This is a genomic window from Mucilaginibacter mali (genome assembly GCF_013283875.1).
GTDB classification, from domain to species: Bacteria; Bacteroidota; Bacteroidia; order Sphingobacteriales; family Sphingobacteriaceae; genus Mucilaginibacter; species Mucilaginibacter mali.
This window is the reverse complement of record NZ_CP054139.1, coordinates 4,643,603-4,663,503: the sequence shown is the minus strand read 5'-3', so window position 1 is coordinate 4,663,503 and position 19,901 is coordinate 4,643,603. Positions and strand designations below refer to the sequence as shown.

The 19,901-nt window shown below is 47.9% G+C and carries 21 protein-coding genes and 1 tRNA gene; 8 read left to right on the top strand and 14 right to left on the bottom strand.

From position 1 onward, the window contains the following. Positions 1-77: 77 nt before the first annotated feature. Together HQ865_RS19690 and HQ865_RS19685 are read right to left on the bottom strand one after the other, a co-directional pair. On the bottom strand, positions 78-557 hold the full coding sequence (locus HQ865_RS19690; protein ID WP_173416545.1) for a DinB family protein: 480 nt from the start codon (positions 555-557) through the stop codon (positions 78-80). Positions 558-734: 177 nt separating this feature from the next. Continuing rightward, the gene (locus HQ865_RS19685; RefSeq protein WP_173416544.1) at positions 735-2,285 is read right to left on the bottom strand and encodes an NAD(P)/FAD-dependent oxidoreductase; all 1,551 of its coding nucleotides are present in this window, start codon (positions 2,283-2,285) and stop codon (positions 735-737) included. A gap of 275 nt (positions 2,286-2,560) precedes the next feature. On the opposite strand from HQ865_RS19685, the gene HQ865_RS19680 reads away from it, so the two are divergent. Together HQ865_RS19680 and HQ865_RS19675 are read left to right on the top strand one after the other, a co-directional pair. Continuing rightward, on the top strand, positions 2,561-4,012 hold the full coding sequence (locus HQ865_RS19680) for a DNA/RNA non-specific endonuclease (protein WP_173416543.1): 1,452 nt from the start codon (positions 2,561-2,563) through the stop codon (positions 4,010-4,012). Positions 4,013-4,159: 147 nt separating this feature from the next. Next, positions 4,160-5,695 carry an IS1182 family transposase gene (locus tag HQ865_RS19675; RefSeq protein ID WP_173412997.1) on the top strand — a complete coding sequence of 512 codons (1,536 nt, stop codon included), beginning with the start codon at positions 4,160-4,162 and terminating at the stop codon, positions 5,693-5,695. Between the two features lie 265 nt (positions 5,696-5,960). Here HQ865_RS19675 and HQ865_RS19670 read toward each other — a convergent pair. Continuing rightward, positions 5,961-6,034 (bottom strand) — tRNA-Asn (locus tag HQ865_RS19670). 86 nt (positions 6,035-6,120) lie between these two features. On the opposite strand from HQ865_RS19670, the gene HQ865_RS19665 reads away from it, so the two are divergent. The 3 genes from HQ865_RS19665 to HQ865_RS19655 all read left to right on the top strand — a co-directional run bounded on the left by HQ865_RS19665 (position 6,121) and on the right by HQ865_RS19655 (position 9,531). After that, positions 6,121-7,041, top strand: coding sequence for a PfkB family carbohydrate kinase (locus HQ865_RS19665; RefSeq protein ID WP_173416542.1), 921 nt, complete (start codon positions 6,121-6,123; stop codon positions 7,039-7,041). 107 nt (positions 7,042-7,148) lie between these two features. Further along, positions 7,149-8,138: an aldo/keto reductase gene (locus tag HQ865_RS19660; protein ID WP_173416541.1), complete on the top strand. Its 990-nt coding sequence runs from the start codon at positions 7,149-7,151 to the stop codon at positions 8,136-8,138. Positions 8,139-8,238: 100 nt separating this feature from the next. Beyond that, positions 8,239-9,531 (top strand): DUF885 domain-containing protein, encoded by a 1,293-nt coding sequence (locus tag HQ865_RS19655; RefSeq protein WP_173416540.1) that lies wholly within the window; start codon positions 8,239-8,241, stop codon positions 9,529-9,531. Here the strand turns inward: HQ865_RS19655 and HQ865_RS19650 are convergent. From HQ865_RS19650 to HQ865_RS19630, 5 genes are all read right to left on the bottom strand, one after another. Beyond that, positions 9,528-10,373 (bottom strand): alpha/beta hydrolase, encoded by an 846-nt coding sequence (locus HQ865_RS19650; RefSeq protein ID WP_173416539.1) that lies wholly within the window; start codon positions 10,371-10,373, stop codon positions 9,528-9,530. The genes HQ865_RS19655 and HQ865_RS19650 overlap by 4 nt on opposite strands. 129 nt (positions 10,374-10,502) lie before the next feature. Further along, positions 10,503-10,931 carry a VOC family protein gene (locus HQ865_RS19645; protein WP_173416538.1) on the bottom strand — a complete coding sequence of 143 codons (429 nt, stop codon included), beginning with the start codon at positions 10,929-10,931 and terminating at the stop codon, positions 10,503-10,505. Next, positions 10,928-11,494, bottom strand: a complete 567-nt coding sequence (locus HQ865_RS19640) for a hypothetical protein (RefSeq protein ID WP_173416537.1) — start codon at positions 11,492-11,494, stop codon at positions 10,928-10,930. The genes HQ865_RS19645 and HQ865_RS19640 overlap by 4 nt, the downstream gene beginning before the upstream one ends. A 115-nt stretch (positions 11,495-11,609) precedes the next feature. Beyond that, on the bottom strand, positions 11,610-11,792 hold the full coding sequence (locus tag HQ865_RS19635) for a DUF6358 family protein (protein ID WP_173416536.1): 183 nt from the start codon (positions 11,790-11,792) through the stop codon (positions 11,610-11,612). A 3-nt stretch (positions 11,793-11,795) separates the two neighbouring features. After that, the gene (locus HQ865_RS19630) at positions 11,796-12,110 is read right to left on the bottom strand and encodes a rhodanese-like domain-containing protein (protein WP_173416535.1); all 315 of its coding nucleotides are present in this window, start codon (positions 12,108-12,110) and stop codon (positions 11,796-11,798) included. A gap of 82 nt (positions 12,111-12,192) precedes the next feature. On the opposite strand from HQ865_RS19630, the gene HQ865_RS19625 reads away from it, so the two are divergent. Continuing rightward, positions 12,193-12,411 carry a hypothetical protein gene (locus tag HQ865_RS19625; RefSeq protein WP_173416534.1) on the top strand — a complete coding sequence of 73 codons (219 nt, stop codon included), beginning with the start codon at positions 12,193-12,195 and terminating at the stop codon, positions 12,409-12,411. 283 nt (positions 12,412-12,694) lie between these two features. Here HQ865_RS19625 and HQ865_RS19620 read toward each other — a convergent pair whose 3' ends face one another. The 6 genes from HQ865_RS19620 to HQ865_RS19595 form a co-directional block, all read right to left on the bottom strand. Next, positions 12,695-12,916 (bottom strand): YdeI/OmpD-associated family protein, encoded by a 222-nt coding sequence (locus HQ865_RS19620; RefSeq protein WP_173416533.1) that lies wholly within the window; start codon positions 12,914-12,916, stop codon positions 12,695-12,697. A gap of 6 nt (positions 12,917-12,922) precedes the next feature. Next, a complete protein-coding gene (locus HQ865_RS19615; RefSeq protein ID WP_173416532.1) occupies positions 12,923-13,441 on the bottom strand; it encodes a DUF4199 domain-containing protein in 519 nt (172 codons plus the stop codon). A 33-nt stretch (positions 13,442-13,474) separates the two neighbouring features. Continuing rightward, a complete protein-coding gene (locus HQ865_RS19610; protein ID WP_173416531.1) occupies positions 13,475-13,915 on the bottom strand; it encodes a response regulator transcription factor in 441 nt (146 codons plus the stop codon). 36 nt (positions 13,916-13,951) lie between these two features. After that, on the bottom strand, positions 13,952-15,457 hold the full coding sequence (locus HQ865_RS19605; protein WP_173416530.1) for an NAD(P)H-hydrate dehydratase: 1,506 nt from the start codon (positions 15,455-15,457) through the stop codon (positions 13,952-13,954). 286 nt (positions 15,458-15,743) lie between these two features. Continuing rightward, a complete protein-coding gene (locus HQ865_RS19600) occupies positions 15,744-16,154 on the bottom strand; it encodes a response regulator (RefSeq protein WP_173416529.1) in 411 nt (136 codons plus the stop codon). 57 nt (positions 16,155-16,211) lie between these two features. Continuing rightward, the gene (locus HQ865_RS19595) at positions 16,212-17,828 is read right to left on the bottom strand and encodes a sensor histidine kinase (protein ID WP_173416528.1); all 1,617 of its coding nucleotides are present in this window, start codon (positions 17,826-17,828) and stop codon (positions 16,212-16,214) included. Between the two features lie 356 nt (positions 17,829-18,184). Here HQ865_RS19595 and HQ865_RS19590 point away from each other — a divergent pair, with 356 nt between their 5' ends. Both HQ865_RS19590 and HQ865_RS19585 read left to right on the top strand, forming a co-directional pair. Further along, the gene (locus HQ865_RS19590) at positions 18,185-18,916 is read left to right on the top strand and encodes an energy transducer TonB (protein ID WP_173416527.1); all 732 of its coding nucleotides are present in this window, start codon (positions 18,185-18,187) and stop codon (positions 18,914-18,916) included. Between the two features lie 401 nt (positions 18,917-19,317). Next, positions 19,318-19,779 carry a MaoC family dehydratase gene (locus HQ865_RS19585; RefSeq protein ID WP_173416526.1) on the top strand — a complete coding sequence of 154 codons (462 nt, stop codon included), beginning with the start codon at positions 19,318-19,320 and terminating at the stop codon, positions 19,777-19,779. Positions 19,780-19,901: the final 122 nt, after the last annotated feature.

Here is a 19,901-nt window from a genome sequence, read left to right as displayed (position 1 = left end):
AACCTAATTTAAGAAATAAAGGCTTTGTGTCCTTTGTGAAAATCTTCGTGCCCTTTGTGGTTAAATTGCCAGCATGCTCAGCCATTAACAATCTTTACCAGGATGGCTATTTGCCCGGCGTGATAGATCTGGTGCTGGATGAAGCTGTAAACCAGTTCGGCGTGGGTGGTAACGGGTTCCTCGCCGCGGCGGTCATCTATGAGTTCATCCCATTGTTCTTCGGGCAGATCACGGATGGTGCGGATCAGGTTGGCGTTGGCCAATTTCAGGTCGCTGATCCAAAGCTTCCACTTCTGTTCGTCGGGCGCGCCGGGTTCGGGCCAGTCGCCGCTGGATGGGGTGCCTGCCGTCATGCCGTTCAGGCGGTCCATTACCTCTTCGGTCCAGCTAAGCATATGCAGGATGATCTCGGCCGCGTTATGCGCAGCCGGCGATGGTTTTTCGTAAGCAGAATCGAATGTTACGCGGTCCAGTATCTCGTATATTGATGGACCGTACCAGGGCTGGCCGGAAAATACTTTTTCAAATTCTTGTATGAGTTTATCTGCTGTTTTCATAAGTCTTATGTTTATCTTAATAGATAATTCCCTCCTTGGGGAGGGGTGCGGCTGGCTGTGTGGTGGCAGGGAGGGGTTTCGTCGCAATGTAATAACGTATAAACCCCTCCCTACACCCTCCCGGTGGGAGGGAATCGCACAATCCCGCGCTCATTAGCATTAAAATCAAACACTCCATCACCCCAAAAGTTTCATCGCTGCCACCGCGCAATTTATCCCATCAATGGCAGCCGAGATAATCCCGCCTGCATAACCCGCCCCTTCGCCACAAGGGAACAAGCCGGTAATCTGCGGATGCTGCAGGGTTTCCCGGTCGCGGGGTATTTTTACGGGCGATGAAGTGCGCGATTCTACACCGACCAATATCGCCTCGTTGGTATAATAACCCTTCATCTTTTTGCCGAATACAGGCAACGCCTTGCGCAGGCGGTTGTGCACCAGTTGGGGCAACACATCCTTTAAAGCCACGCTTTTAGTGCCGGGCAGGTACGAATTTTTTGGCAGATCGGCCGATAGGCGTCCCTCCACAAAATCAACCATGCGCTGGGCCGGGGCTACCAGCAGGCCGCCGCCTGCTGCGAATGCGGCTTGCTCTACCTGCTTCTGAAAATTGAGCAGCTTAAACGGATCGGCATTATCGCCGGGAATATCCTCTAAATTAATTTGTACCACCGTGCCCGAATTGGCGTAGGGGTTATTACGCTTGCTGGGGCTCCAGCCGTTTACTACAATTTCGTTAGGTTCGGTAGCGCAGGGGGCGATGATACCGCCCGGGCACATGCAGAACGAGAACACGCCGCGCTCATCAACCTGTTCTACCAGGCTATAGTAGGATGGGGGCAGGTATTCGCCGCGCACATCGCAATGGTATTGGGCGCGGTCGATGATCTCCTGCGGATGCTCAATACGTACACCCAAAGCGAATGGCTTGGCTTCTATCAGGATATTTTGGCTGTGCAGCATCTCAAACATATCACGGGCGGAGTGGCCGGTAGCGAGTATCACGGCGTTGGCTTTTAGTGTTTCTCCTGCGGATGTTTTTACGCCTTTTATCTGATCGAACTCAATAATTAAAGCTATTACTTTGGTATCGAACAGTACCTCGCCACCCGCATTCAAAATGGTTTCGCGCATGGCGGTGATGATCTGCGGCAGCTTGTTGGTGCCGATATGCGGGCGGGCATCCACCAAAATATCTTCGGGCGCGCCATGTGCTACAAAGGCTTTTAAAACAGCGTTCACATCGCCGCGCTTGGTCGACCGGGTGTACAGCTTTCCATCCGAATAAGTCCCCGCGCCACCCTCGCCAAAACAATAGTTCGATTCGGGGTTTACCACGCCTTGTTTATTGATATCGGCCAGGTCGCGGCGGCGCTGCTTTACGTCTTTACCACGCTCGATAACGATCGGTTTAAAGCCTTGTTCTATACATTGCAGGGCGGCAAATAAACCCGCCGGTCCGGCACCTACGATGATCACCGGCTTTGCCTCCTTTATATTGGGGTAGTTAACGGTGTAATGCTCAGGCTGGGGCTGTTCATCAACAAATACCCGCACCTGCATACGGTAAATTACCTTGCGGCCCCGCGCGTCTATCGATCGCTTCAGTACCTTAATGCCTTTTATACGGTTTACGGGGATATTGATCTGCAGCGATGCCTGTTTGGTAATGGCGGCCTGGTTATCGTGCACCTCGGGGGCGCACACTATTTCAGTTTCCTTGATCATGCTGTGGGGCCGGGTTTTTATCCCGGACGCTGCAAATATAGATCAGAATTTACAAAATTTTAGAATTTGCAGGATCCTGTAAATCCTTTAATCCAGAAAAACTCTTATTCAGACAACATCACCATAAACCCGCTGATTTTCAATTTTCTAAAAAATCACGCCCATTAAAACAATTCCATTTCTTGTATGTAGCTGATTTTTTCTAAAAACATTGTTTCGATTAACGATAAGTTAATAAACAATCTGCAAATTTGTACCCTCAGAAATACGAACATATGAAGATCAACAAATTACTCATTTACCCCGCTGCCCTTATTGCTTTACTTGCCGCGAGTTGCCGCAAAAGCGATAATGGCATAACTAACCCAACCGACACTACTAAAACTACCCCGGTTACCCCACCTGCCCAGCCAAAAGCTTACGTTATTACCGAAGATTTTGAAAGTGGCGTTAAAGCGGCCTATGCCGATGGTAACATTAACCTGGCTACCGGTCTGTGGGATTTTAACGATGCCCTGGTAGGCAATACCGCCCCCGATGTTAAGGATGGCGCTAAATCGGTGCGCCTGCGTACCGGCAGCATCGGTATGAATTTTGATATCAGCGGTCTTACACTCATCAAGATCAGCCACGCTAAATACGGCACCGACGCTACCTCTACCTGGCAACTGCAAATGTCGACCGACGGTGGTACCACCTATACACAGTTAGGCAGCACCATCAACGAAACGTCGACCACGCTGGTTACCGACTCGTTTAAAGTTACGGTAACTACCAAGGTGCGCTTCAAGATCACTAAAACCGGTACTACCCGCATTAACATTGATGACGTAGTGTTTAAAGGTACCGGCGACCCGGGCTTTATTGTAGGCACGCCAGATACCGGCGGCGATGGCGATACCGGCAGCGGTACATCAACCCCGGCCGGCGCACGCCCTGTGGTAATTGGCACTGATGCCCCGCCAACAAGCGGCGATAACAGTAATATGCTGTTCGGCAACCCATCAAACGCGACGACTACCGTAGTAACCGGCGATAACTATTTAATAGATCAGGGCTACTACGTAGAATCATACAACGCTACACGCGGCGAACCAAACTGGGTAAGCTGGCACCTTGACGCAAGCAATACCACCAACGCTACCGGCCGACTGGATAATTTTGCGGCCTGGAGCGGCCTGCCTGCCGGTGATTACGCGGTGCAAAGCAACAGCTACTCAGGTTCGGGCTTTGATAGAGGCCACAACTGCCCGTCGGCCGACAGGACCAGCTCGGTGGCAGCTAACGGCGCAACCTTCCTGATGACGAATATGATCCCGCAGGCCCCGCAAAATAACCAGCAAACCTGGAACAACCTGGAATCGTACTTGCGCCTGCAAACTTTACAGGGTAACGAGGTTTATATTATTATGGGCAGCTATGGCACCGGCGGTACCGGCAGCAACGGCGCGGCCAATACCATTAATAGTGGCCATGTTACCGTACCATCAAACGTATGGAAGGTAGCGGTGATCATCCCAACCGGTGATGGCGATGTGGCCCGTGTTAGCGCCAGCACCCGTATAATTGCCGTGAACACGCCAAACATCAACAGCATTGATAAGGACTGGACCAAGTACATCGTAACCGTTCGCTCTATTGAGCAAGCTACTGGTTATAACCTGTTATCAGCCTTGCCGCAAGCGGTACAAGATGCCGTAGAAGTGAAAAAAGACAGCGGATTATAAAATATCCCGAAACATAAAAAGAGGCTGTATCATAAATCATGGTATGGCCTCTTTTTTATTTGTGCATAATTTATTGGAATAAAGAGGGGTATTTATTTGATATAATAATCTGATTTTCATATATTTATGTATCGAAAGTAGCGTAGTATGTCCTCTAAAAGACCTGTATTCAAGCCCTACCAGCAACGGCAGTTGATGGCTATTCCTCCAACACTTGACGAATTAGTTCCGGCATCGCACCCGGTGCGTGTAGTTAACGATGTGATCGACAGGCTCTATCTGGAACCATTGCTGAAAGCTTATCATATCCGCGGGAGTTCAAGCTATCACCCGCAAATGTTGTTAAAGGTGCTGGTATATGGGTATGTAACCAACACCTACTCCAGCCGAAAGCTGGCAGCAGCCTGCCGGGAAAGCGTTTACCTGATGTGGCTGAGTTCGATGAACTATCCTGATCATAATACGATCAACCGTTTCCGGGGCGTACGTTTGAAGCATGCGCTGCGTGATGTGTTCGAAGATGTGGTGAAACTTTTGGCAGAGGAAGGCCTGCTCAGTATTGAAGAAGTGAATACGGACGGGACAAAGATAGAGGCGAATGCAAACCGGTATACCTTTGTCTGGAAGAAAGCGATTCAGACCAATAAGGAAAAGATGAAAAAGCAGCTGTCAGAGATATGGGACTATGCCCAAAGCGTAGCAAAAGAAGAAGACAGGCTGCCTGATCCGCCTGACTTTACTGTTATTGACAGTGAAAAGGTCAATGCCGCAGTAGATAAACTCAATGAGAAGCTTTCCTCGCGTGAGGATGTTTCCAAACAGGTCAAAAGCAAGCTGCGGTATATCAGCAAACATTACCCGCAGGCCATTGCCCGCTATGAGCAGCAGGAAGCTCTGCTGGGTGAACGCAACAGCTATTCCAAGACCGATACGGATGCCACATTCATGCGGATGAAGGAAGACCACATGAAAAACGGCCAGTTAAAACCGGGGTATAATGTTCAGATATCCACATCCAACCAGTTCATTGTCAATTACACCATTCACTCCAACACCACAGACACCAATACATTAAGTGCTCATTTAGCGCAGCATGAAGTCAGCTTTGGCAAAGCACCGCAAGTGCTTACAGCCGATGCCGGATATGGCTCCGAGGAGAACTACACGCGGTTGGAACAAAAAGGAACAATCGCCTTTGTAAAGTATGGGATGTTCGATAAGGAACAAAATGAGAATCACAACAACAAGCACCCTTTTGCAGCAAATAAGCTTTTTTACAACCAGGAGAAAGATTGTTACATCTGCCCGATGGGCCAGCAAATGAATTTCATCGGAACAAGTAAAAGAAAAACAAGCACGGAGTTTGAACAAACGGTAAAAAGATACCAGGCAGTTAACTGCGCTAACTGTCCGCTGAACGGTATTTGCCATAAATCAAAAGGGAATCGGATCATTGAAATCAATGAAAACCTGAACCGCCTGAAACAAAAGGCGCACGAGCTGTTAAACAGTGAAGAAGGCATACAACGGCGAAAGAAACGCTGCTTTGATGTAGAACCTGTATTTGGTAATATTAAGCAGAACCATGGCTTTAAACGGTTTATGCTCCGCGGCAAGGAAAAAGTAGAAATAGAATGGGGTTTAGTTGCAATCGCACAAAATCTAAGGAAAAAAGCGGCTTAAATGAGTCGTTTTACCACTCAGGTTCGCCCAAGAAAGCTACCCCCTCCCCCTCAAAAAATTCCATAGAAACTCAATACCAAATTCAGCTATTAGGCTAAAAAAATAAAGACCGCATCATTTGATTTATGATACGGCCTCTTTTTTATTTGGTTGCTCCGGGGGGCTGCGTGCTTTTCAGTTATAAAAAGAAATAGTCGTGCATTGAAAGTGTTATGAAATAAAAAAGGGTTACACTTTTTTGTTTGTGCAACCCTTTGATTTCCTGCTCCTGAGGCTGGGCTCGAACCAGCGACCCTCTGATTAACAGTCAGATGCTCTAACCGGCTGAGCTACTCAGGAGTATTTTCCGGTTTGGAGAGTGCAAAAGTATGATTATTGATGTAATTTCACAATATTTGCATCAAAAAAATTTAAAAATATTTTACATGAGTTTGTTAGTGATTGGTACTGTGGCATTTGACGCTATCGAGACCCCCTTTGGTAAAACAGATAAAATTGTTGGCGGCGCCGCTACTTACGCCGGTTTGGCTGCATCGTACTTTTACGATAAGACAAAAATTGTGGCTGTTGTTGGCGATGATTTTCCGCAGGAGGAGATCGCCGATTTTAACAAGCACAATATCGATACCGAGGGCTTACAGGTGAAAAAAGGCGAGAAATCGTTTTTTTGGAGCGGCAAGTACCATAACGATATGAATAGCCGCGATACGCTGGTAACCGAACTGAACGTACTGGCCGATTTCGACCCGATCATCCCCGATAGCTACCAGGATTGCGAATACCTGATGCTGGGCAACCTGACCCCGCAGATACAGCAAACCGTTATCAAACGCCTTAAAAATCGCCCTAAGCTAATTGTAATGGACACCATGAACTTTTGGATGGACATTGCCATGGACGACTTATTGGAAACCATTAAACTGGTTGACGTACTAACCATTAACGATGCCGAAGCACGCCAGCTATCAGGAGAGTATTCGTTGGTTAAGGCTGCGCGTAAAATATTGACGATGGGCCCTAAATACCTCATCATTAAAAAAGGCGAGCACGGCGCGCTGCTGTTCAGCGAAGACCTGATCTTCTCGGCACCGGCCCTTCCACTGGCCGATGTGTTCGACCCGACCGGCGCAGGCGATACCTTCGCTGGGGGCTTTATTGGTTACCTGGCAAAGGTGGGCACCATCAACTTTAATAACATGAAGAATGCCATTATTTATGGCTCGGCGCTGGCCTCGTTCTGCGTGGAGAAGTTTGGCACCGAAAAACTGAAGAACCTGAGCAAAGAAGAAGTTGCCGGCCGTATACAGCAGTTTGTCAGTTTATCGCAATTTGCTATTGTAGAGTAAAACCGCTACGCGGGTTCATGGTTAATAGTTCATGGATCATAGCCGGAGCGTGCGTTATTCTTAATGCAGATAACTATGATCTATGAACCATCAACCATGAACTACCAATGAAATACAGAGAATTAGGAAACACCGGTGAAAAATTATCGGCCATTGGCTTAGGCTGCATGGGCATGTCGCACGGCTATGGCGTGCCGGATGATGCCGAATCGATAGAGGTTCTGAACCTGGCTATTGAACTGGGTATTAACTTTTGGGATACGGCCGATATTTATGGCCCGTATATTAACGAAGAGTTGATAGCCAGGGTATTGGCGCCAAACCGCGATAAGATCTTTATCGCCACCAAATTTGGCTTTGTGCCCGAAACGGCAACCACGCCACGTGGGTTTGATGCTTCGCCGGCTTACATGCGCAAAGCGGTAGAGGGCAGCCTGAAGCGCCTGAACGTAGACGTGATAGACCTGTATTACGCCCATCGTATCGATCCGAACGTGCCCGTTGAAGAAATGGTAGGCGCCATGGCCCAATTGGTTAAAGAAGGCAAGGTACGCTACCTTGGTTTATCCGAAGCATCGGCAGCGACCCTTCACAAGGCGGTTAAAGTACACCCAATTGCCGCTTTGCAAAGCGAATATTCATTGCTAACGCGCGACCCGGAAGCAGAGATCATCCCCACCTGTAAGGAGCTGGGTATTGGCTTTGTGCCATTTAGTCCGCTGTCGCGTGGTTTATTTAGCGCCACTTTGCCTGATGATCCGAACACTTTAAAGTCGAACGACTTCAGGCATACCATCCCCCGCTTCAGCGGCGATTATTATGAAAACAATACCAAATTGGCAGCAGCTTTTGCCGCCCTGGCGCACGATAAGGGTTGCACACCGGCACAGTTAGCGCTGGCCTGGGTATTGGCACAGGGCGATGGGATTATCCCTATCCCCGGCACCAAAAAGCGCAAATACCTGATGGAAAATGCGCAATCGGTAAATGTGGTATTAACGGAAACCGATTTGAACGACCTGGATAACCTGCTGAAAAAATATCCTAATACCGGCCCCCGTTATACCGCGGCAGGTATGAATATGGTGAACCGATAAAGTTTAGCGAAAATCACCCCAAAAGGGTGATTTTCGCATATTTCGGCTTCGTATCTTTAAGTCATCGTAACAAGCTTGGCTGCATCTATTCTAAAAAGATATGAAGACCTTTTTCTACATCGTAGCTATCTGCCTGCTGCCTTTCGCTGGCATGGCACAGCAAGCCACATTTAGCCAGTTTGCCGATAAATTTGCCGATGGTTACCAGGCACTCCGCCTGCCGCAACTGGAGCTGAGTTATGTGGAAGGTTTCAAAAAGATACAACCGGCAGCCAATATTCAAAAGCAGATCACCTTTTTCGAGGGTATCAAAACCGGCCTAAAAGCGTACAATGTAAACCAATTATCCCCGGGCCAAAAACTGGATTACCAGCTTATCGCCTTTGAAACCGGGATGAACCTGGAGCGATTGTCTTTAGAAAAACAATGGGCAGCCAATAAACCTGCCGAAATATCAGACAAGGGTATCCTAAGCGTCCCCAACGGTAAAGCCTGGTACACTTACTTATTACGCCGATGGCTAAGCGCCGATATTACGCCCGACCAGATCTATCAGTTTGGCCTGGCCGAAGTGAAACGGGTACAGCAGCATATCCAAGCCATCCAAAAGCAAAGCGGAATGGGCGAGGATGCTTTTTACAAATACCTGAACAGCCCGGGCTTTTTTATTACCGATGCCAAAGCCGTGCAGGACTCGTTTGAGCGGGTGGAGCGCATCATCAACGGTAATATGGATAAGGTGTTTACGCCTCACCAGATCCCCGCCCTAAAAATTGAGCGCGGCTCGGCAGAGGCGCTGGCCCAAACGCCGGGCTATTATAACAGCAATACCTTTTATTATAACCTGTTCGATAAACCGTATAACCGCCGGCAGTTCGACTGGCTGTTTATTCACGAAGCCGTGCCCGGGCATCATTACCAAACCCGGATAGATGCCGCGGTAAAGAAATCGAAGATACAGGCCCTGTTCGATTATATCGGCTTTGCTGAGGGCTGGGGTGCCTACGCTGAAGAATTGGGCAAAGATCTTGGCGTGTATCAAACTCCTTATGCCGAACTGGGTAAATGGGAGTGGGATATCGTGCGTTCGGTGCGGGTGCCTATGGATATCGGCCTCAACTACTACGGCTGGACCGACGAGCAGGCCCTTGCCTTCTGGAAGAAGAATATCAAAAACCAGGATGATATTGCCATGCGCGAGATAGCCAGAGTAAAGCGCTGGCCCGCGCAATGCATCACCTACAAATATGGCGCGGTGCAAATTATGCAATGGAAGCAGGAGTTACAGCAAAAGCAAGGCGGTAAGTTTAATATCCGCGACTTTCACAACCGCGTACTGAACCAGGGATCGCTACCCCTGTTTTTGGTGCGCGAAAATGTATTGCGCGATTAAGGCTTCATTACGTACCCTAATGATTTCAGAAACTTATCCGCCTCCTGCATCGTGAGGTTAAAGTATTTGTTATCGGTACCGGCTTTGTAGTTAAAAAAGCCGTGATTTTGGTCTTCATAAAAAAACAAGTCGCAGCGGCTGCCGTTGGCTTCCATTACCTGTTTATACATTTCGGCGGTACCAACGGGTACGTATTTATCCTTTGTACCGAAGAAAGCGATGGTGGGGGCAGCTCCTTTTTTAATGTTATGGAAGGGCGAGATCTCCAGGTAGCGGTTGCCAATGCGCTCGTAGCCGTAATTATCGGGGCCGTTGTTAAACACCGGGTTAAATAGCACCAGCGCATCGGGGCGGGCGCTTACGGTTTTATCTTCGTTCGGTTCCTCCAGTTCGGTCAGATCGGCCGCGGCGGCGATATGCCCCCCTGTCGAGCCACCTCCGGCTGCTAAATGCATAGGGTCGATGCCTAATTCGGCAGCTCTACTGCGCACAAACCTGATGGCCGATTTGGCATCGCGTACAGCATCAAATGGTGTAGTCTTTTGTCGGCTGGCCACCCGATAATCGGCGGTGATGGCGATCATGCCATCGGTTTCGGTAAAGTGTTTGGCCTGTGGTTCCATCTGCTTCACGGTTCCGTTTATCCATCCGCCGCCGAAGAACAGCACAATAGCTGGCCTTACTTCTCCCTTTTTATAGTTTGGCGGATAGTAGATATTGAGGGTGAGTTTAGTGGTATCGATGGTTTTGTACACCATTTGCACCGGGGATTGGGCGTGAGTGAGTGCAGGGATGGTTAAGGTGATGAGTAACGCTAATATTTTGCAAGACAGTTTTTTCATAGCTATGGGTAAAGCTTATTACTCAAAGCTATGAAATAGCAGAGGGTTTAAGTAGGGTTAATACTATTTGTGTGGGGATATCTGCTAATAATTCCCTCCCAAGGGAGGGAACTTTAAAAGAGACAGGGTTTATACCGCAAACAACTGCCCTATATCCCTAAACGCCTTAAATTCCAGCGCGTTGCCCGATGGATCGAAGAAGAACATGGTGGCCTGTTCGCCCGGCTTGCCTTTAAAGCGAATGCCGGGTTCTATCACAAATTTAATATCAAGCGACCGTAGTTTGGCTTCCAGCTCGTGCCATACTTCCCAGGTTAACACCACGCCGTAATGGGGGATGGGCACATCATGGCCGTCAACCGGGTTGTGGTGGTGCACGGGTTCGTTTTCGGGCCTGGGTTTGTAGTGGATCACCAGTTGATGGCCGTACAGGTTAAAGTCGGTCCAGTGCGTATCGCTGCGGCCCTCGCTGCAACCCAGCACCTCGCGGTAAAAACGGCGCGAGGCTTCCAGGTCGTAAGCAGGTATGGCTATGTGGAATGGGGTGAGGGTGCTCATGAGGGTAATTCTTGTTTGTAATTTTGTTGGATGTCTTGGAAGCGCTCAGCGATTTTTTTGCATTTGAGATAATTGATTATACCAAAAAAAGAGGATGGGGAATTACCTCTTCCGAAAGTAGACTTATGAAAATAGACAGTTTTATCATCTAATAAAACAACGATATCCCGGCCATTTTTAAATCCTTCGTTTAATTTAATGTCTCTTATTATATTTTCAACGCTGGCATCAAAAGTCAAATCATCATAAAACTCACGTAGTGTTTTCATCCCATCCTCCTTATTCCACAATAAACCAACGCCATCTACTTTAACTAATTTGTTTTGATAATATAAATTAGTTAATAATAATAAACTGAAAATAGCTGAGAAGGCAACAAAAGGATATCCTACTACTGAAAATGATTCAATAGCAGCATCGATAATTATAGCGGTAAAAATCACAGCAAAGCCCCACTCAAAATAGTTAGTCCAATCATGTTTAAGATAAACTACCCTTTCCTTACTTATGCTTTTTACATAATTGATAGCTTGTGGTACAAAATCTTCGCTTTGCTTGGCCATTGACTTTAAATCTGTTTATCCAACAATATTATAGAAGTGCGCTTGCCGTCTTCTCCCCTTTGATACTTGGAAACAGATCTAAAGCAACTGGGTCGCATACAGGTTGATTTCGAGGTTACTTTTTAGGCGTTCTCAACTCCTTTAGCAGCTTTATCTTCAAAATAATGAACAGGCCGGCAACAAACACGCCACCTATCACAAACTCGTACCGTTGCAACGGGAATGCCCAGTAAACAATAGCCGCGCACACAAATATGCCGATGGTGTACAGCACATTTAAAAACAATTTAAGTGCCATGGCTTAATAAACTTGTAATGACGGGTCAATTTCCTGCGCCCAGGCGGTAATGCCACCCTGCAGGTTATATAAATTGACAAAGCCCTGCGATTCTAACTGCATAATGGCCACTGCGCTGCGCTTGCCGCTGCGGCACATTACCACTACGGGTTTGTCTGTAGCTATCTTTTCGGTCTCGATCAATATGCCGCCCAGCGGGATCAGCGTGCCGCCCAGGTTCGACATTTCGTACTCAAAATCTTCGCGCACATCCACCAGCTGGAAGTCTTCGCCGCTATCTAATTTCTGTTTCAGGTCCTGTACCGATATTTCTTTCATAGTTCTGTATATCAAAATATAATCAAAGGTATAGTTTTGTTATATTGGTTGTACAAATTGAATAGGAAATTGCAGCAAGGTGATGGAACTGACAAGGTACTGGTTTGAGTTTGAATACAAAACCTACAGCGAATTGCCGATAGGACTGGCGATGGGATGTGGCCTAACTGCATACAATTTTGACGATGCTATCCACCTGTTACAACAAAAGGTATTTTCAGGCAAACTTGTTGCACCAATTAAAAAAGCTAATAGAAAATGTGGATGTTTCAACTTTAGAAGCAGGGCATGTTTTACTTAATATAGGGGCTCCGCCAGCAGCAAGGGGTATTTGGTATCCAATAGGCTACAGCGATTATTTCAACTGGCCGGTTCCGGATATTTAGGGCGTTGCCTGCGGCCGGGCTATCCGTTCCAAGTCCTCGCCGTGGCCAACCCGCTTCCCTTTAGCGGCTGTGGGCTTTCCACTGCAATCCCTAACGCGGAAATGCAAAAGGCTTGTGATGACACAGGCCTCGGGGGAAAAAATTATTATTACTGATTAAAGTATCAGCGAAATCAAAAAATCACCTTAAAATCAGCGGTCAGGTCTTCAACGTCTTCTGCTTATTTTGCAGCATAATCAACGCCTTGCCGGCGCGTACCTTGCGGGTATCCTCCTGCTTGGCCGAGCCTACCCAATCGCAATAGCCCTGTCGGTACGATTTGGACAGGCTTTCGAAAAACGTGTTCGCTTCGGCATCCTGGTCTAACAGGACCTGTAGTTCTGCAGGGGTACCTTCAATATGTTCTCCTTTTTTAAGCATGGGGTATTATTTTTTTGTGCGTGTAAATATGCTCATAATAGCCGAGATAACAGCGCCGCAAACCGTTTGACCGATGAGCGCCTGCACTACCTGTCCGCCGGTGCTGAATTGCTGTTGCAGGGCCGTTACGGCATTATCAGTTAAGGCCCCTTGTGCTTCCAGCGCCTTTTTGCCTTCGGCCACCATGTAGGCGGCATAGCCGGGGTTGATGAGTGTGCAATAAACCGCACCGCAAATTGCGGTGATGACGCCGGTTACTATACCCGTAAACAAACCCGACAAGAAAGCCTGTTTATAGGTTAATGTTCCGTTATTGCCGCGTTTTACAGCCTGCATGGCCGAGTATATGCCTGCGCCCAATATCACCAAAACAACCAGGCCGATAATACCGCGAATGCTGGCCGGGTTATAGCCCCAGCCTTTGCTATGGTTAAGGCCATCAACAATGCTGAATGCCGTGATAGAAAATACGCCGATAACGATACCCGTCACCAGCGCTTGTTTAATAGGGTACTTATTGTTCATGGGGGTAAAGTTTGGGTTTTAACAGCTAAAAAATTATGCTACCGGGGGTGGATAAAGGGTTGATTTTGCTGATGCGCCCTGGTTTTGATAAAGTGCCAGCGCTTGTTTACGGCTACTTACCTGCAATTTGGCGTAAATATGGTTGATGTGCGTTTTAATGGTGCTGATCTCTACAAAGTTCGCGGCGGCTATTTCCTTATTGGTTTTGCCATCGGCCATCAGCAAAAATATCTGCATCTCCTTATTGGTAAGCTGGCCGAAAGGGTCGGTATCCGGTTGATTGGTTATCGTGGGGGCCTGTCTGCGGGCAATGACAACGCCCGTTACCAAAGCAGCCAAAGCGATGATGGCGATATAATAGTCGAGCCTGATAAATTTATAGAACAGCAGCACATTCGATGCTTCATACAGCAAAACAGCCAAAGCGGTCAACAAACCAATTTTCAGCGAAGTTTTAAGGATAGCGCTATTCATCCAACTAATTTATAATATTTATTAAAAATATGCTGATTATAGAGTCAGCCGCGCAATGGTAACCGGCAGTTGCTGCGCCAGTTTACCCGGCATCACCACCGTCATTCGGCTGGGCAATGCCAATTCATCCCCGGCTTTGCCGTGGATATAGGCACCGATGATGCAGGCCTGTTCAGGCGGGTGTTGTTGTGCCAGCAGCGAAGCGAGGATGCCCGTCAACACATCGCCCATGCCGCCGGTGGCCATGGCGGGGTTACCGGTGGGGTTAAAGTAAACCCTGCCACCAGGCGTAGCGATGATGGTATAGTTGTTTTTAAGCAGGATATTGATGTTGTATTCCGCCGCCCTGACAATGGCGGTTTGGATGCGGCTCCACCAACTGATGTGCCCGCCAAACAGGCGGTCAAACTCCTTCATGTGTGGGGTGAGGATGCTGCCGGCCGGTATCTTTTTCCAAAGCTTAGGGTTTGCGGATAACAGGTTTAGGGCATCCGCATCTATCACCATAGGCTTTTGATAGTTCTTTAAGGTATTGCCCAGCAATTGCAGGGCTTGTTTATCCTTGCCTAAACCCGGGCCAATACCAATAGCGCTAAATTTATCCCAGGCCATCTCCGGCGTTTTCTTCCCATCGCGCATAATGGCCATCACTTCGGGCTGCGAAGTATTAAGGGCCACCAAACCACTCTGAGGTATGCATGCGGTTGTTAAGCCGGCCCCGGCATGCGCGCATCCGGATGCGCTGAGCAAAGCAGCCCCCATTGTTTCGGGCTGACCGGCAATGATCAGCGCATGGCCGAAGGTACCTTTATTGCTAAATCGCGGCCGTGGGCGCAATAGCTGGCGGATATCCTTTTCTTCGATAAACTGGTATGGCGAGTTTAACGATTGGATAAACTCGCCGCTCAGGCCGATATTTACCGCTTCCCAGCAATTAATATGCGGGCCCGATTCGGGTAGCAGGAAGCTGAGTTTGGGTTGCTGAAAGGTGATCACCAGGCCGGCTTTCAGCACCAGTGCATCAGCGGGCATGTCGCCGTCGGTAAACAGGCCGGTGGGGACATCTACCGCTACTACGGTTTTGTTTAAATCGTTCAGATGATTTACTAATCGGGCGTAATCACCGGCAAGTGGTTTATTCAACCCGCTACCCAGCAGCGCGTCAATAATGATTTGACCTTTATCATCGGGTAGCTTATCGCCCGGGTTTATCCCGGTATATGGTATCCCCGCCGTAATTAACCGCTCAAAATTTCCATCAAAATCGGCCGTGGACTTTTTACCGAACCGGGCCACTACCACACAGATCTTTTTGTAATGATGTTCATTAAGCATCCGCGCGATGGCCAACCCATCGCCGCCATTGTTACCGGTGCCGCAGTAAACGGTAATTGCCTGTTTTTTATCGGGGAAGTGATTAATGAACCAGCCCACAAAAGCCTTAGCCGCCCGCTCCATCAAATCGATAGATGAAATTGGTTCGTGCTTAATGGTATAGGCATCGGCCTTGCGGATATCTTTGGCAGTTAACAGTGGCAGCATACAAAGTTAAAGATACAATGAGCGGCTTTTGTTTAAAAGAATGCGGTAAATAAAATGCAGGCCCCATTGTAGCGACGGGTTTAAGCCCCACCTAAATCCTCCCCAAAGGGGAGGACTTTAAGAATTTTACGCTTGTGCAGCCTAAGTCTCCCCTACCGGGGGAGATTTAGAGGGGGTTTTATTCGGCTGATCATCCTTAACTTAATGACATTGCCCAAAGGGAAGCGTGCAGGGAGGGGTTTCCTGCCCAAACAAAGCCCCTCCTTGATTACTAAGTTGACGATCTTTATGCTTCGGCGTTAAGCACCTCTACCATTTTTTGCAACTTGGCTACATTGATGGGCTTCACAATAAAATCCGAGATCTGTTCGTAAGAGCGGGCCTTGGCAAAATCGGCCTCATCTATAGATGAGCTAACAATATATATGGTCACCTTTTTGGCTATCAGCGGATGGATCTTTACAAACTCATCCATAAACTGCCAGCCATCAAGCACGGGCATGTTGATATCCAGTAAGATCAGATCGGGCAGGCTATCGGTTTGATGTACGTATTCGTTAAAAAAATCTATCGCCAGTTTCCCGTTAGGGAAAAACAAGGTCTTGTCGGCAATTTGAGAATTGGCAATGATGCGCTTCACGGTAAAGGTGTAGATATCATCATCGTCTATCACACAGGCGATGTCAAATTTTTTCATGGTAAACAAAGTTAATTTTTGGTGTAGCTTTTACACCAATTATTATAAATGTAACAGTTAAAATACAATTTTAAAGGTAGTGCCCTTGCCCGGTTCGCTTTCTACCACAATGCCCCCCCCTTGCGATTCGACCTGGGTTTTTACCAGGAACAGCCCCACACCGTGGGCCTCCTTATGCTCGTGAAAGGTTTTGTACAGGCCAAACAGGCGGTCGCCATGTAGTTTCAGGTTAATGCCCTGTCCGTTGTCGCGGCATTCTAAAACCGTACGGCCGCTCTCGTTGGTATAGGTTTTTAATAATACCTCGGGGGCTACATCCGGCTTCCTGTATTTTATGGCGTTTGATAACAGGTTCATCACAATACTTTCCAGGTATAGTTTCGGGTACTCGATGGTCTTCACGCTAAAGTTAAACTTCACCTTCGCGGCGTTCATCAAGATCTCCGACTCCAGTATCTCGAACACGTTAGCCGTAATATCGCGGAACGACAGCGTTTCCGACTCCATCTTATCTTCGCGGATCTTAATGGCCACCGACAGGTCGTTCAGTGTTTCGTTTAAGCCGTGCGACACCTTGCTGATCTTGTCGAACAATTCACGGTTGTCCTCGTCCATGGCCTCTACATTTACCAGGCTGTTCAGCAACGAGATATTGCTGGCATGGTTGCGGATATTGTGCGACAGGATATGCGTAAACGTTTTCAGTTGCTGGTGGCTGCGGAACAGCAACTCATGCGATGTATTCAGCGCCAGTTCGTTAATCTTATACCGGTTAATATCCATAAAAAGCCCGCGCAGCTTACTCAGCTTACCGGCTTCATCATAAAAACACTCGCCGCATGAGCGCACCCAGATGTTTTGGCCCTGCGCGGTGGTCATTTGCAGTTCCAGGTCCCAACCGGCGCCGTTTTCATAAGCCTCGGCTAAGGCATCCTTTAATAACCCGGCCGATGCCGGAGTGTAGTACGAGAATGGTTCGGCCGCATCCATATCATAATCATGCGGCACACCATAAATATCGTACACCGTTGGCGACCAGGTTGACTTTTGATTGATCACGTCAAACTCCCAGCCGCCCATACGGCCAATTCGGCCGGCCTCGCTCAGCAAAAATTCATTTTCGGCCAGCTTGGCTTCTACCTGCTTGCGCTCGGCTATCTCGCGCTCCAGTTCCTCAACCGAGCGCAGCGACAGCACCAGCGGCATAATTTTATACGTGGCATACAGCGTAAATACCGAAACAACCGCCGTAGCAAACCTTACCAGCGCGCTAAGGCGGTAGGCCGGCCACCAAAAAATAATGGCATCAATTAGATGGGTCGATCCGCACAGGATAATAAAGGCCACAAACAGCCAGATGATCCTGGGGAAGGGAAGATCTTTACGCTTGGTAACAATGCGGGCCAGCAAAATGGGGATGGCGAAATATGCCGCCCAGATCAGCAGGTCGGACACGATATAGAGCCATCCATGAAAATCGGACCAGGAGCCGCAATGCCAGCGTGGCGGCCAGTTTTTGGTATCGAATAAGCCCGTAAAAAAGTCGGCTATCTGAGTGCCCATATCAGCCTGTTTTACCGGGGCCACGGGGCAATTAGCCCCGCAAACCGTCGCGGTGTGGGCAGTGGCGGCAGGCGGGATATGCGCGGTTACAGTTTCCGTCGGGGCACTCATTAATTATAGATATGGTAAGCTGTGTTTTTTACTTAATTCTAAAATAAGTATCTGCTTAGTGTTGCTTTTTTAAGCGATAGTGTAAGAACCAAATATCGTGATCAGGAAATAAAAAATGGATGTTTTATTAGTTAACAGATGACGTTGCGGTTGCGATATATTTACCAATGGTTAATGTTGCGGGATGTTTGCGGATGGCGATTTAATACAAGGGGCGCAATTGAGTTGATATGCATTATTGCATTGCAGCGATGTTACTCACCCGGTCTGCGCTTCGCCCGACCGGGTGAGTCTACGGCGTTTGTTTTATCAGCAATGTTCAGATTTTTGTATCTTCATATTCCCAATATTAAACCATGAAAAAGCACCCGTTGATATTTTGCGCCCTGCTGCTGGCATTGGCAGGCTTCGCGCAAACCAAAAGTGTTACTAAGGATAGCCTGAACTACCGCGAAAAGTACGAAGTACTGAAGGCTAACCCCAACGTTAAACAGGGGAAGTATAGCCTGTCGGTGCGCTCGTCGGGCAAAATATTAACCACCGGTTTTTATAAAAACAACCTGAAGGATGGCACCTGGCACGAGTATAACCTTAAGGATTACGTAATTGCGGAGGGCCAGTACACCAATGGCCGCAAAACCGGCGAATGGAAGTATTACGGCAAACTGTGGAAGCTGATGAACAAGTTCGATTTCGACAACAACCAGCTTACCTTTCACCAGCCTACACACGATGATAGCGTGCATGTTTACCGCGTACTGAAGGGCCGTGATACCATTGCCACCCTGATGGAGCGCCCGCCCATCTACCTGGGTAGCGATATCCTGTTCCGCTCGCTATTGTACAACCTGCGTTACCCCGCCGAAGCTGTTAAAAAACGCGTAAGCGGCCGTGTAGTCATCGGCTTCACTATCGATGAAAAAGGCCACGTTCATGATTACCGGGTGGTGGGTTCGCTTGGTTACGGCTGCGATGAGGAAGCCCTGCGGGTAGTGAAACTGATTCCTGAAGATTGGGTAGCCGGGCAATATAAGGGTAGTAATGTGGCTGTGGTGATGAATTTGCCGGTGGCGTTTACGCTGGAGTGAGATATGCATCGCGCGTCGCAGACGCTTAACCATTTTAAGCGCTCGTTACAAACGAGCGCAAGACGGTTAAATTGAGGTTGAATGAGTAAAAATATCATCTATATAATACTAACTCTTTTAAAAGCCATAACAATTATCATATGTATGGTATATGCTTCTTTGAATTTTTTTTTATGGAGAAAGACCAGGGATAGCATGTCGCTGAAAAAAGCTATTATTTTTTTCGGGGGCGTTATCTTTTCAATACTTGTAATTACCGGGATAGAGTTTATTATCGCATTTAATTAGCGATAAACTACCGTAAGGCACACTTCCGTATCCGATTAAACATACTCATTTCATATCACCTAACAAAATCCTTACTTTGCGGCACAATTATACCCTTTTACTGTTATACCCTTATGATCGTTATACACAACTACGCCGAGTTTGAAGCGCATTTAGGCCAGGTGCTGGGCACATCGCCATGGCATACCATCACCCAACAGCAAATTCAGCAATTTGCTGAGGCTACCATAGATCATCAATGGATACATACCGACCCCGAACGGGCCGCTACCGAAAGCCCGTTCAAGGCTACGATAGCGCATGGATACCTTACCGTATCGCTGCTGCCCTATTTCTGGAACCAGATTGCCGATGTGCGCAACCTGAAAATGCAGATCAATTACAGTATCGAGAATATCCGCTTTGCGCAGGCGGTGCCGGTTAACAGCAAGGTAAGGCTGATAGCCAAACTGAACGCTATTGTTAATCTACGCGGCATCACCAAAGCCACCATCGGCGTAACTATGGAGATAGATGGCGAGAAAAAACCCGCTTATACGGGCGAGGTGGTTTTTCTGTATCATTTTAATTCTTAGACACGAATGGCTTGAGCGTAAAGCTACTCACCCCGACTATGCTGCGCTGGTCGACCCTCTCTTCGCTGCGCGAAAAGAGGGCAGGAGTAGTATCTGACAAACCCATCCCCTCTTTTTCCAAA

Excerpts from the sequence above, each read along its gene's own strand:
- HQ865_RS19675 (WP_173412997.1), top strand. The coding sequence starts at position 4,160 with ATGTCCTCTAAAAGACCTGTATTCAAGCCCTACCAGCAACGGCAGTTG.
- HQ865_RS19640 (WP_173416537.1), bottom strand. The coding sequence starts at position 11,494 with ATGGCCAAGCAAAGCGAAGATTTTGTACCACAAGCTATCAATTATGTA.
- HQ865_RS19685 (WP_173416544.1), bottom strand. The coding sequence starts at position 2,285 with ATGATCAAGGAAACTGAAATAGTGTGCGCCCCCGAGGTGCACGATAAC.
- HQ865_RS19645 (WP_173416538.1), bottom strand. The coding sequence starts at position 10,931 with ATGAGCACCCTCACCCCATTCCACATAGCCATACCTGCTTACGACCTG.
- HQ865_RS19650 (WP_173416539.1), bottom strand. The coding sequence starts at position 10,373 with ATGAAAAAACTGTCTTGCAAAATATTAGCGTTACTCATCACCTTAACC.
- HQ865_RS19625 (WP_173416534.1), top strand. The coding sequence starts at position 12,193 with ATGGAACTGACAAGGTACTGGTTTGAGTTTGAATACAAAACCTACAGC.
- HQ865_RS19660 (WP_173416541.1), top strand. The coding sequence starts at position 7,149 with ATGAAATACAGAGAATTAGGAAACACCGGTGAAAAATTATCGGCCATT.
- HQ865_RS19615 (WP_173416532.1), bottom strand. The coding sequence starts at position 13,441 with ATGAACAATAAGTACCCTATTAAACAAGCGCTGGTGACGGGTATCGTT.
- HQ865_RS19610 (WP_173416531.1), bottom strand. The coding sequence starts at position 13,915 with ATGAATAGCGCTATCCTTAAAACTTCGCTGAAAATTGGTTTGTTGACC.
- HQ865_RS19595 (WP_173416528.1), bottom strand. The coding sequence starts at position 17,828 with ATGAGTGCCCCGACGGAAACTGTAACCGCGCATATCCCGCCTGCCGCC.
- HQ865_RS19590 (WP_173416527.1), top strand. The coding sequence starts at position 18,185 with ATGAAAAAGCACCCGTTGATATTTTGCGCCCTGCTGCTGGCATTGGCA.
- HQ865_RS19665 (WP_173416542.1), top strand. The coding sequence starts at position 6,121 with ATGAGTTTGTTAGTGATTGGTACTGTGGCATTTGACGCTATCGAGACC.
- HQ865_RS19690 (WP_173416545.1), bottom strand. The coding sequence starts at position 557 with ATGAAAACAGCAGATAAACTCATACAAGAATTTGAAAAAGTATTTTCC.
- HQ865_RS19620 (WP_173416533.1), bottom strand. The coding sequence starts at position 12,916 with ATGCTTAAAAAAGGAGAACATATTGAAGGTACCCCTGCAGAACTACAG.
- HQ865_RS19600 (WP_173416529.1), bottom strand. The coding sequence starts at position 16,154 with ATGAAAAAATTTGACATCGCCTGTGTGATAGACGATGATGATATCTAC.
- HQ865_RS19630 (WP_173416535.1), bottom strand. The coding sequence starts at position 12,110 with ATGAAAGAAATATCGGTACAGGACCTGAAACAGAAATTAGATAGCGGC.
- HQ865_RS19680 (WP_173416543.1), top strand. The coding sequence starts at position 2,561 with ATGAAGATCAACAAATTACTCATTTACCCCGCTGCCCTTATTGCTTTA.
- HQ865_RS19655 (WP_173416540.1), top strand. The coding sequence starts at position 8,239 with ATGAAGACCTTTTTCTACATCGTAGCTATCTGCCTGCTGCCTTTCGCT.
- HQ865_RS19585 (WP_173416526.1), top strand. The coding sequence starts at position 19,318 with ATGATCGTTATACACAACTACGCCGAGTTTGAAGCGCATTTAGGCCAG.
- HQ865_RS19635 (WP_173416536.1), bottom strand. The coding sequence starts at position 11,792 with ATGGCACTTAAATTGTTTTTAAATGTGCTGTACACCATCGGCATATTT.
- HQ865_RS19605 (WP_173416530.1), bottom strand. The coding sequence starts at position 15,457 with ATGCTGCCACTGTTAACTGCCAAAGATATCCGCAAGGCCGATGCCTAT.